The organism is Flavobacterium soyangense, assembly GCF_015277675.1.
In the GTDB taxonomy this organism is placed as follows: domain Bacteria; phylum Bacteroidota; class Bacteroidia; order Flavobacteriales; family Flavobacteriaceae; genus Flavobacterium; species Flavobacterium soyangense.
This window is the reverse complement of the sequence record NZ_JADHEC010000007.1, coordinates 79,695-92,019: the sequence shown is the minus strand read 5'-3', so window position 1 is coordinate 92,019 and position 12,325 is coordinate 79,695. Positions and strand designations below refer to the sequence as shown.

Here is a 12,325-nt window from a genome sequence, read left to right as displayed (position 1 = left end):
TTAAAATCTATCAATTGCTTCTTGCACTATTTCTTCTTTTACACACAATGCAAACCGAATATACCCTTCTCCATTAGAACCAAAAATTGTTCCCGGCGTTATGAAAATTGATTTTTCGTATAATATTTCGTCTATAAACTTCTCCGCCGATGTGATTCCTTCCGGTAATTTTGCCCAAACAAATAATCCAACGCCTTCTTTATATACTTTGCAACCTAGTTTTTCGGCCAATTGTTCCGTTAAAATTCGTCTTTTCTTGTAAACGGCATTCATAGAATCGAACCAAGAGTTGTCGCTTTTCAATGCTTCAATTGCTCCTTTTTGGATCCCAAAGAACATTCCGCTGTCCATATTGCTCTTTACTTTCAAAATTGCATCGATACAAGCGGCGTTCCCTAAAACCATTCCCACTCTCCAACCTGCCATATTGAAGGTTTTTGATAAAGAATTCAGTTCCAACGCCACCTCTTTTGCGCCTTCGACTTGTAACAAACTCATTGGATTATCATTCAAAACAAAACTATACGGATTGTCATTGATTAATAATATGTTGTGATTTTTGGCGAAAGCCACCAACTTTTCGAACAATTCTAGACTTCCCCTTGCTCCTGTTGGCATATGCGGATAACCCAACCACATGATTTTTACTTTGGATAAATCCAATTTTTCCAAAGCTTCAAAATCAGGTTCCCAATTATTCGCTGCTGCCAAATCATAATAAACAGGAACTGCCCCAACCAAATTCGTCACCGAAGTATAAGTAGGATACCCTGGATTTGGAATCAAAACCTGATCTCCCTCATTCAAAAAAGCCAGTGAAATATGCATAATTCCTTCTTTGGAACCCATTAAAGGCAAAATTTCGGTATTCGAATTCAAGGCAACACCATAATTATTTTGATAGAAATCAGCCATTCCTTTTCTCAATTCCGGCAAACCTTGGTAACTTTGATATTGATGCGCATTTTCTTCCTGCATCGCCAAAACAACGGCATCAATAACTTCCTGTGACGGACGCAAATCCGGGCTGCCAATTCCCATATTGATGATTGGTTTCCCCTCGGAGGCGAGTTGTCTTACTTCTCTCAATTTTGAGGAGAAATAATATTCTTCAATAATATCTAAACGTTTTGCAGTTTGTATCACGGTCTTGTGTTTTTATATTCACCCAATACTTTGAAGTATTCGGCCATAATTTCGATTAATGATTTTGCTTTGGCGTAATCCTCGTATTTATCGAAGGTAACATCCACGAAAAACGAATATTTCCAGGGCGTTTCTATTTTTGGCAAGGATTGTATTTTGGTTAAATTCAATTTGCAATCGCTCATTACATTGAGAACTGCGGCCAAACTTCCACGTTTATGATCCAATTCGAATTTGATGGAAGCGCGATTGATTTCGTTTTCCGCCACAAAAGAATTCTTTTTTTTAATAATAACAAAACGTGTCATATTGTTATTAATGGTTTGGATTTCCGGTGCCAAAATATCTAAATCATACATTTCGGCAGCTGTTTTACTAGCAATTGCGGCAATTCCAGAAAGTTGTTTTTTTTGAATTCTACGAGCTGTTTCGGCAGTATCTTTATCTTCGACCAATTTAATTTTTGGGTATTTTTTCAAGAATTCCATACATTGCAACAACGCCATTGGATGCGAATGAACTTCTAAAATATCTTTAATATTCTGTCCTTTCAGTGCCATTAAATTTTGATGAATATCTAAATAATGTTCGCCGATAATGTGTAAATTGTTCTTGTCAATCAAAGCATAATTTGGAATAATTGGACCCGCAATAGAATTTTCTATCGCCATAACTGCCTGATTCGATTTTCCGGACAACAAGCTGTCAACCAATTTATCGAAGGATAAACATTCGTCAACTTCTACATCATTGCCAAAATACTCCTGCGCCACCTGGTGATGGAAAGAGCCTTTTATACCTTGAATTGCTATTATTGTGTTCATAAATATTCAAAAAAAAATCCTGATTTTCATCAGGATTGTATATTAGTTTTATTTGTTTGTTGTATTTCAAATAACCATAGACAATCCTTACTTCCTAAAGAAGAAATAGTAAGTATTGCTAAAATAAAATTGGTTATTGGACATCTTGTTTCAGATTTTTGTTAAAAATTCTCTGCGAATGTATAAATTATTTTTTGCTAACCAAAAAAATTAGCTGATTTTATTAAACAAAAAAAGAATTCTCGATAAAACCTGTTTTTAATTATATAATATTCAAAAATGAAGTTCGAAATTAACTTTTAAGCAACTGCTTTTGAGCAATGTCAAGCCCAAAAATCATTATTTCCAATAACCGTAATTCATATTTTATTAAAGTTTGCCATAGCACAAAATTTTACAACCATCGTTGTACCAAAAAAACAATAATCCAACACTTTTTCTGTTTACTTTTGCTACAAATAAAATACAATGTCAATAGAAGTAAATAACATATCGAAAAGTTACGGTGCGCAAAAAGCATTGGACAACATTTCATTTTCTGTCAAAAAAGGAGAAATCGTGGGCTTTTTGGGTCCAAATGGCGCCGGAAAATCAACTTTAATGAAAATATTGACTACCTATATTTCCGCCGACGAAGGTTCAGCTTCAGTAAATGGATTTGATGTTAACTCACAAGCCAAATCCGTGCAACAATCCATTGGTTATTTACCGGAACATAATCCGTTATACTTGGATTTATATGTTCGGGAATATCTGGCTTTTAATGCCGATGTTTATAAAGTTGCTAAATCCAGAGTCGAAGAAGTGATTCAGCTTACGGGCTTATCCACCGAAAGCCACAAAAAAATAGGGCAATTATCTAAAGGTTTTCGTCAGCGCGTAGGACTTGCCAACGCTTTATTACACAATCCCGATGTTTTGATTCTGGATGAACCCACCACAGGTTTAGACCCGAATCAATTGGCAGAAATTAGAAACGTGATTAAAAACGTAGGTAAAGACAAAACCGTTTTCCTTTCCACACACATTATGCAGGAAGTAGAAGCCATTTGCGACCGGGTGATTATCATCAATAACGGTAAAATTGTCGCCGACAAAAAACTGGACAACTTAATTTCAGCAGAAAAAGAACAAGTTATCGAAGTCGAATTTGACTATAAAGTCGAAGAACAATTGATTGCCAAAATCGAAAATCTGACTTCCTTTAAGAACACCCACGATATGATTTGGGAATTGACTTTCAACGCCGATAAAGATATGCGTCCCGCAGTTTTTGATTTTGCGAATGCCAATGGTTTGAAAACATTACAACTCAATCAGAAAAATAAAAATCTGGAGGCGGTTTTTAGGGAAATAACTAAACAATAGAATTCTTTTTGCAGATAAAAAACTCGTATAACCCTAACTATTTGTGGGAAATTAATCGAGCTTTTTAGAAATTGATTTGAGTTTTTTATTTTCAATAGCTCTCCTAATCAAAACGGCAATAATTATTAGCCATCCAATCGGAAATGGCAGAATCAATAAACCCCACCACCACGACAGTGCTGATGTTCCTCCAAAACCGCCAAGTGAGGAAAAATAAAACATAAAAGACACTCCAATCACAATCATTATCAATGATACAGTGAAAATTTTAGAATGTCTGTCACTTGTTACATACGCTGACAAGGCAAGAAGTGCGCTTCCGGCAATTATTACAACTGACCCTTCCAAAGGATCGATGGCACCAATTAGTAAGGCGACAACCCCAATAATGTAAATGATGCGTGTCCATTTTGCTTTCTCTACCATTTATTTTGATTTTAAGATTGGCTTCCCTAATAAAACATTAATGATTTGAGTGACATAAAGATACGCAAAAAAGAGAATAAAGCGTATTAATTAAGTGGGGAAATATATCTTTTATAAATGTAAATAGCTTTTTTATGGAGAATAGGAAAAAAAAGTCCTCACAGGTTTCTATAACTTGTGAGGTCTGATTAAAACAGAACTATTTTGAATCCTAAAAAACCTTGCTCGCTATTTGCCGAATGTTTTCTGATTTTCCCATAGAATAATAATGCAGAACAGGAACGCCGGCAGCTTTGAGTTCTAACGATTGTTGGATTGCCCATTCAATTCCCACTTGTTTGATATCGGCAGGGGATTTGCATTTTTCGATTGCGTGAATTAAATCTTCCGGCAAGTCGATTCGGAAAATTTGTGGCAGAATTTGCAAATGTCTTTGCACCGCAATTGGTTTTATTCCCGGAATAATTGGAACCGTGATTCCCATTTCTCTGGCTTTGGCAACAAATTCGAAGTATTTGGCATTGTCAAAAAACATTTGGGTCACCACATAATCCGCTCCGGCATCCACTTTTTCTTTTAGCCTTTTTAAATCCGAAATTAAGGAAGGTGATTCTAAATGTTTCTCCGGATAACCGGCAACTCCAACACAAAAATCAGCTTTGTTGTCAATGTGCATTACATCGTGTAAATACTTCCCTTGATTCAATTGGTGAATTTGTTTAACTAAATCTACCGCATAATTATTTCCGCCTTCTTTTGCCACAAAAGATTGTTCCTCTTTCATTGCATCGCCACGCAAAGCCATTACGTTATTGATTTCTAAATAATGACAATCGACTAATAAATACTCAGTTTCCTCTTTCGTGAATCCACCGCAAAGCACGTGTGGAACTGTGTCAACAGAATATTTATGTTTTATGGAAGCACAAATTCCCAAGGTTCCGGGACGCATTCTGGTGAGTTTTTTGTCCAATAATCCATTGCCTTTATCCACATAAATATACTCTTCACGCGAAGTTGTCACGTCTATAAAAGGCGGCTTGAACTCCATTAACGGATCAATATTGTCGTATAAATCCTGAATGCTTTTCCCTTTTTGTGGCGGAATAATCTCGAAAGAAAACAACGTTTTCCCTTGTGCGTTTTCTATATGTTGTGTTACTTTCATATTAAAGTTATGAGTTATAAATTATGAGTTATGAGTTGAGAAATCTGAAATGCTTCGCCAGTTCGCTATCGCTCGGGTCAAAAATCATAAATCAATTAATCTGCAATATTAGGATTCAACCATTTTGTCGCTGTTTCTGTTGGTATATTTCTTCGTTTGGCATAATCCACGACTTGGTCTTCCTTTATTTTTCCAATTCCAAAATACTTGCTTTCCGGATTACCAAAATAATATCCGGAAACCGAAGAAACCGGCCACATTGCCATACTTTCTGTCAAAGTCACTCCAATCTCCTTTTCCACATTTAGCAATTTCCAAATTGTTGGTTTTTCTAAATGGTCGGGACAAGCCGGATAACCCGGTGCCGGACGAATCCCCTTATACGTTTCGGCTATCATTTCTTCGGCACTCAAAACTTCGTTTTTGGAATAACCCCAAATTTCCTTTCTTATTTTTTCGTGTAGATATTCGGCAAAAGCTTCCGCAAAACGATCTGCCAAAGCCTTGACCATAATCGAATTGTAATCGTCCAAATCCTTTTCGAACTCGGCCGCCCATTCATCAACACCAAACCCAGTGGTTACACAAAATGTACCCATATAATCTATTTTACCACTATCTTTCGGAGCAATAAAATCAGCCAAAGCGATGTTTGGTTTGCCTTTTGATTTTTGTGCTTGCTGGCGCAAAGTCAAGAATTTATCCAAGATTTTTCCGCTTTCGTCTCTCAATTCTATATCATCATCATTGACTTGATTCGCCGGAAAAATGCCGTAAATTCCTTTGGCAGTCAATTTCTTTTCTTTCAAAATCACTTTCAACATTTCCTGGGCATCGTAAAAAACAGAAGTCGCTTGTTCTCCAACAACTTCATCAGTTAAAATCGCAGGATATTTCCCGAATAATTCCCAGGTTCTAAAAAACGGAGTCCAGTCGATATAGGGAACCAACAAGTCCAAATCAACTTCGATAGTTTTCGTTCCTATAAAATTAGGTGTCATCGGATTGTAATTTTCCCAATCCAATTGCAACTTGTTTTTACGCGCTTGTTCGATAGTCAAGAAATTTTTATCTCTTGAACGGTTCAAAAACGTTTCTCTGAAAGCGTCATAGTCGGCCCTAATTGAATTTGTATACGTTTCTTTATCGCTATTCAGTAAATTTCCCGCCACCGTCACGGCTCTCGAAGCATCATTTACGTGAACCACGGTTTCCCTATATTGAGGCGCAATTTTCACGGCTGTGTGTGCTCTAGAAGTAGTTGCTCCGCCAATCATTATTGGAATTTTGATATTTTGTTTGTCTAATTCTTTGGCCAAATAAACCATTTCGTCCAAGGATGGCGTTATCAATCCGCTTAATCCAATGATGTCAACATTGTGTTCAATCGCTGCCGCAATAATTTTCTCTGGCGCAACCATCACTCCTAAATCGACGATTTCATAGTTATTGCAAGCCAAAACCACCGAAACAATATTTTTTCCAATGTCGTGAACATCGCCTTTTACGGTTGCCATTAAAACACGACCCGCCCCTCGCGAGGAAGCATCTTTACTTTCTTCAATAAATGGAAGTAAATATGCCACGGCTTTTTTCATAACCCTTGCCGATTTTACCACTTGCGGCAAAAACATTTTTCCGCTTCCGAATAAATCTCCCACCACATTCATTCCCGCCATCAAGTTGATTTCGATAACTTCGATGGGTTTTGAAGCTGCCAATCGAGCTTCTTCGATATCCAATTCTATAAATTCATCAATTCCTCGTACCAAAGAATGCGTTAATCTTTCTTGGATTGTTCCTGAACGCCATTCTTGAACGGCTTTTTCATTGACTTTCGCACCGCCTTTTACATTCTCGGCAAAGTCCAATAATCGTTCCGTGGCATCTTCTCTTCGGTTTAACAAAACATCCTCAACGTGTTCCAAAAGATCTTTTGGAATTTCATCATAAATAGACAACATTTCAGGATTTACAATTCCCATTGTCATCCCGTTTTGAATCGCATGGTACAAAAATGCCGAGTGCATCGCTTCGCGCACCGTGTCATTTCCCCTAAAAGAAAACGAAACGTTACTCACACCGCCACTTACGTGCGCATGCGGCAAATTTTCTTTAATCCATTTTGTGGCTCTGAAGAAATCCAAAGCGTTCAATTTATGTTCGTCCATTCCTGTGGCAACAGGAAAAATATTAGGGTCAAATATGATGTCTTCAGCCGGAAAACCTACTTCGTTCACCAAAATATCATACGAACGTTTGCAAATTTCGATACGTCTTTCGTAGTTGTCGGCTTGCCCTTTTTCGTCGAAAGCCATAACAATAACGGCAGCTCCGTATCGTTTTACCAATTTGGCGTGATGAATAAATCGTTCTTCTCCTTCTTTCAAAGAAATCGAATTCACTACACTTTTACCTTGGGCCACTTTCAAACCGGCTTCGATAATTTCCCATTTCGAACTGTCAATCATCAAGGGAACACGGGAAATATCCGGTTCCGAAGCGATCAAATTCAGGAAAGTGGTCATGGCATAAACGCCGTCGAGCATTCCTTCATCCATATTGATATCGATGATTTGTGCGCCGCCTTCTACTTGGTCACGAGCCACGGCAAGTGCTTCGGCGTATTTTTCCTCTTTTATAAGACGCAAAAATTTTCGCGAACCGGTTACATTCGTTCTTTCACCAACGTTTACAAAGTTGGTTTCCGGCGTAATGATTAACGGTTCAAGACCTGATAACTTTAAATATTTTTTTGTTTTTGACATATTTTATTTTTAAATCCTGCAAGGTTTTTTTTAAACCTTGTAGGTATGCTTTTCAAAGCGTGACAATTGGTCACGGTTTCCGTTTAACTTTTTATTTCAGTTGGTTACAATTTGTAGCCAACTTATTTTTTTATTCCATACGCCCAAAATTCCTTTTCATATATGCTGTGCGAAGTCTCCCGACTTCGTACCCAATCCTATATACAGTTCCAACTTTAGCAACTTACTAACTAGTGTTTGTTGCTCATTGGAATGGCTACGAAGTCGGGAGACTTCGCAGAGCATTCCGCCTTTTAGGAACTTTCATTTTTTAAAAGAACACTTCGAAGAGCTGGATTACAATTTGTAGCCAACTTATTTTTTTATTCCATACGCTCAAAATTCCTTTTCATATATGCTGTGCGAAGTCTGCCGACTTCGTACCCAATCCTATATACAGTTCCAACTTTAGCAACTTACTAACTAGTGTTTGTTGCTCATTGGAATGGCTACGAAGTCGGGAGACTTCGCAGAGCATTCCGCAGAGCATTCCGCCTTTTAAGAACTTTCATTTTTTAAAAGAACACTTCGAATAGCTGGGGTCGGGAGACTTCGCAGAGCATTCCGCCTTTTAAGAACTTTCATTTTTTAAAAGAACACTTCGAATAGCTGGGGTCGGGAGACTTCGCAGAGCATTCCCCTTTTAATAACTTTCATTTTTTAAAAGAACACTTCGAAGAGCTGGGGACGCTTGCGCTAGCGAGGGCTTTCGTACTTTTATTTATTTCGTTTATAAAATTCTTCTTTCACATATTTTTTTGCACCACGTTGTGCTTCGTCGATTAGAAAATAAAAATCTATAATTGTTGGTCTTACATTTCGTTTCAGTGAATATTCTTGAATTACTCGAACAGCTTTTCTAAAATTTTTGTCTCCAATTTCTTCTTCTACAAATTTTAGTTTTTTCGCAACTTTCATTACTACTAAATCTGGTTTCACGCAATCATAACCACTATCTAATAAAAAATGCAACAACGAAGTTGTTGATTGAAAAAATGGAATTTTATTTTCTTTTAGTGTTTTTAGCAATATGTCAAATCCGTTCCAAAAGTTTGCAATATCATCTTCAGTTTTAATTTCTTTCGGAATATTTATGTTATTCAGTAATTTATAAAATGAGCCAATCGCTTTTATTTTTCTTGCTAGTGTTACAATATGAAATAATTTTCCTTGTTGTCTAATTCCTTTTATGCTTTCCCAAGAATTATCTGCAATATCACAAGGATTTAATTTTGCGACTTTATCAATCTCAAAATTTTCAAATGCTTTGTCATAATTTCCAGATTTCAATATTTGCTCAACTAATTCAGAATTTGCATTTTGACTATAAGCGATTAAATATGCAAACGTTTTTAAAATTTCGTTGTCATTTTTAAAATCAGAAACGATTTTATTTTGTCTTCTATTTTTCTCAATACTAAAGTTTGGCTCGTTCTTATAATTATCAATTCTTTCAATTAGCAAATCGATTTCTTTGTAGAGATTTTCTTTTTCGTTCATTTTCGTTTCTGTTTTGGTAGTATGACTCACAACTCATAAATATATGCGATTTTTACATTTTCGCTTCCAAAACCCTTGGTTTATACTCCTTCGCCACTTCAGCAATTAATCGGATGTGATCCGGATTTGTGCCGCAACAGCCGCCAATAATATTGATTAAATTTTCGTCTAAATATTCCTTGATTTGCGTTTGCATTTCTTTTGGTGTTTCGTCGTATTGCCCGAAAGCGTTTGGCAATCCTGCATTGGGATGCGCCGAAACATTGAAAGACGTGTTTTGTGACAATTGTTTTAAATACGGTTTCAGTTGGTGCGCTCCAAGAGCACAATTGAAACCTACACTCAACAACGGAATATGCGAAATCGAAATCAAGAAAGCTTCCACGGTTTGCCCTGAAAGTGTTCTTCCAGAAGCATCAGTAATCGTTCCTGAAACCATGATTGGAATATCGATTTTGCGTTCGTCTTTGACTTCTTCAATGGCGAAAAGTGCTGCTTTTGCATTCAACGTATCGAAAATAGTTTCGACCAAAAGTAAATCTACGCCACCATCAAGTAACGCTTCGATTTGCTGTTTGTACGCCAAGCTCAAATCATCGAAAGATACGGCTCTGTAACCCGGATCATTTACGTCTGGCGACATACTTGCCGTTCTGTTGGTCGGCCCAATGGAACCGGCAACAAAACGAGGTTTTTCCGGATTTCGTGCGGTAAATTCATCGGCGACTTCGCGAGCTATTTTTGCCGATTGGAAGTTCAATTCGTATACAATATCTTCGAGATGATAATCGGCCATACCGATTGTGGTGCTCGAAAAAGTATTGGTTTCGACAATATCAGCTCCGGCTTCGAAATATTGCGCGTGAATAGCTGCAATCGCTTGAGGTTGCGTTATGGACAACAAATCGTTATTCCCTTTTAAGGAATACGGAAAGTCTTTGAAACGTTCTCCCCGAAAATCTTCTTCGGAAAAATTATAGCGTTGCAACATCGTTCCCATTGCTCCGTCGAGTACGAGAATCCGTTTTTTGATTTCTTCTTGAATTTTTGGCATTTTGTTCTTTTAAATTAAAATGTTCATCGCATTTTCTGATTAGCCCTGATGGAAGCGGAAATCCTTTTTTATACCTGACAGGTTTTAAAACCTGTCAGGTATAAAAAAGATTGCAACGTACAGCAGGAAATAGCTCCAAAAAAAGCTGCTGTTTAAAAAATTGTAAATGTTATCGTAAAAAGTGAGAAGATTTCTCGTGGTTATCTTTTCCCGATAATTGGGACAGAATGTAGCACCTTCTTTACAGATAAAGGGTTGCTAAGGTTTCATCGGGTCTTTCCCTCCGCCTTTCGTGATAACAATCAATAAATGTATGAACGCTGCAAATGTAATACTAAAAATTAAAATATGAAATAATTTCTATTCTTGCTTTTAAGAATCAACACTATGTACCGTTTTAAGATATTTTATACTGCGGAAAAATATCATTTATAAACCGCCCACAAGAAATAAAGTAGCGCCTTTTTATTCTAAAACGACAAATGGATCCTTGCTTTTTATAATTATGATTCGGGTGCTAGTGCAATCTCTAATCCTTCTAAAGCATTGGTTATATAAATCTGGCATCCCAATCGGCTGTTGTCTTTTACATTAAAGGCTTCTGAGAGCATGGCTTCTTCATCATCGTTTCTTTCCGGCAAAGTTACTTGGTTTAATACATAACACTGACAAGAGGCGCACATAGCCATCCCGCCACAAATTCCAATGGTCCCTTCTGGAGCCAATTCATAGGCACTCACGAGTTCCATAACATTCATGTTCATGTCTGTGGGTGCTAGTACTTCGTGTATTATTCCTTCTCTATCGGTAATTTTTATAGTTACGTCTTGTGTCATATAGTATTTATTTATGAATATTGATACCCAAAATTGTATCAAAATAGTATTAATCTATTGCCTTTACAACAGCTTTAGGTGCTTCCTTACGACTGCCATCGAATCCATCAATACCTGAAACGGTGGTGTATTTCATCAAATATTTTTTGCCGGGATTTATAATTTGGTAAGCCGCTTGACACATTAAAGTCGCTTCGTGGAATCCGCAAAGAATCAATTTCAGTTTCCCAGGATAAGTATTGACATCACCTATGGCAAAAACTCCGGGAATATTTGTTTGATAATCTAAGGCATTATTTACTTTGATAGCGTTTTTCTCGATTTCTAATCCCCAGTTTGCGATTGGCCCCAATTTTGGAGTTAATCCAAAAAGCGGAATAAAATAATCAGTTGGAATTGTTCGGTGTGCGCCATTTTCTTCAATTACAATCGATTCTAAATGTTCAGCACCATTTAACCCAATGACTTCGGCAGGTGTAATTAATTTTATTTTTCCTGCTGTTTTGAGTTCCTGCACTTTTTCTACCGAATCTAAAGCGCCTCTGAATTCGTTTCTGCGGTGAATTAAAGTCACTTCAGAAGCCACATTAGAAAGGAAAACACTCCAATCTAAAGCTGAATCTCCACCACCGGCAATAACTACTCTTTTGTTTCTAAATTTTTCTGGATTTTTGATAAAGTATTTCACGCCTTTGTTTTCGTAAAATTCAACATCTTGAATCAATGGTTTACGAGGTTCAAAACTACCTAATCCTCCGGCAATAGCCACTACCGAAGCATGGAATTTTTTTCCTTTATTAGAGGTTACAATAAAACTCCCGTCTTCCTGTTTCTCTAATGTTTCGGCTCGTTCCCCAAGTGTAAATCCAGGCTCAAATTGTTTAATTTGCTCCATTAAATTATTAACCAAATCTCCTGCCAATACTTCTGGAAAGCCAGGGATGTCATAAATAGGCTTTTTGGGGTACAATTCAGATAATTGCCCTCCAGGTTGCGGTAAACTGTCTAAAATATGGCAATTCAATTTTAATAATCCTGCCTCAAAAACGGTAAATAATCCCGTTGGTCCAGCCCCTATTATAAGTATATCTGTCTTAATCATTTTGTTTAATTTTTTTTCTCTATTCTACCTTTTCTGAAGGAAGGTGAGCAGAGAATGAGTTGCGTTATATGTTTTTGGAATATCTTTATTCAAT

10 protein-coding genes and 1 riboswitch are annotated in these 12,325 nt (G+C 37.0%); of the genes, 1 reads left to right on the top strand and 9 read right to left on the bottom strand.

Annotated elements, in window-relative coordinates:
• Entirely contained in the window at nucleotides 1-1,146 is a 1,146-nt protein-coding gene (locus IR213_RS05040; protein WP_194311224.1) for a pyridoxal phosphate-dependent aminotransferase, read from the bottom strand.
• Complete coding sequence (locus IR213_RS05035; protein ID WP_194311223.1) at nucleotides 1,143-1,970, bottom strand: prephenate dehydratase; 828 nt, start codon at nucleotides 1,968-1,970, stop codon at nucleotides 1,143-1,145. The genes IR213_RS05040 and IR213_RS05035 overlap by 4 nt, the downstream gene beginning before the upstream one ends.
• 468 nt (nucleotides 1,971-2,438) lie before the next feature.
• Between IR213_RS05035 and gldA the strand changes: the two genes are divergently transcribed.
• On the top strand, nucleotides 2,439-3,338 hold the full coding sequence (gldA, locus tag IR213_RS05030; protein ID WP_194311222.1) for a gliding motility-associated ABC transporter ATP-binding subunit GldA: 900 nt from the start codon (nucleotides 2,439-2,441) through the stop codon (nucleotides 3,336-3,338).
• Nucleotides 3,339-3,389: 51 nt separating this feature from the next.
• Here gldA and IR213_RS05025 read toward each other — a convergent pair whose 3' ends face one another.
• The 7 genes from IR213_RS05025 to IR213_RS04995 all read right to left on the bottom strand — a co-directional run bounded on the left by IR213_RS05025 (nucleotide 3,390) and on the right by IR213_RS04995 (nucleotide 12,231).
• The gene (locus tag IR213_RS05025) at nucleotides 3,390-3,764 is read right to left on the bottom strand and encodes a hypothetical protein (RefSeq protein ID WP_194311221.1); all 375 of its coding nucleotides are present in this window, start codon (nucleotides 3,762-3,764) and stop codon (nucleotides 3,390-3,392) included.
• A 211-nt stretch (nucleotides 3,765-3,975) separates the two neighbouring features.
• The gene (gene metF / locus IR213_RS05020; protein WP_194311220.1) at nucleotides 3,976-4,932 is read right to left on the bottom strand and encodes a methylenetetrahydrofolate reductase [NAD(P)H]; all 957 of its coding nucleotides are present in this window, start codon (nucleotides 4,930-4,932) and stop codon (nucleotides 3,976-3,978) included.
• 95 nt (nucleotides 4,933-5,027) lie between these two features.
• Entirely contained in the window at nucleotides 5,028-7,700 is a 2,673-nt protein-coding gene (gene metH, locus IR213_RS05015) for a methionine synthase (RefSeq protein ID WP_194311219.1), read from the bottom strand.
• 756 nt (nucleotides 7,701-8,456) lie between these two features.
• Entirely contained in the window at nucleotides 8,457-9,239 is a 783-nt protein-coding gene (locus IR213_RS05010; protein WP_194311218.1) for a DNA-3-methyladenine glycosylase I, read from the bottom strand.
• 52 nt (nucleotides 9,240-9,291) lie between these two features.
• Nucleotides 9,292-10,293 (bottom strand): homocysteine S-methyltransferase family protein, encoded by a 1,002-nt coding sequence (locus IR213_RS05005; RefSeq protein WP_194311217.1) that lies wholly within the window; start codon nucleotides 10,291-10,293, stop codon nucleotides 9,292-9,294.
• Nucleotides 10,294-10,490: 197 nt separating this feature from the next.
• A riboswitch (SAM riboswitch) is annotated at nucleotides 10,491-10,595 on the bottom strand.
• Between the two features lie 201 nt (nucleotides 10,596-10,796).
• Nucleotides 10,797-11,129, bottom strand: coding sequence for a 2Fe-2S iron-sulfur cluster-binding family protein (locus IR213_RS05000; RefSeq protein WP_194311216.1), 333 nt, complete (start codon nucleotides 11,127-11,129; stop codon nucleotides 10,797-10,799).
• Nucleotides 11,130-11,178: 49 nt separating this feature from the next.
• Nucleotides 11,179-12,231, bottom strand: coding sequence for an NAD(P)/FAD-dependent oxidoreductase (locus tag IR213_RS04995; protein ID WP_194311215.1), 1,053 nt, complete (start codon nucleotides 12,229-12,231; stop codon nucleotides 11,179-11,181).
• Between the last annotated feature and the right edge of the window lie 94 nt (nucleotides 12,232-12,325).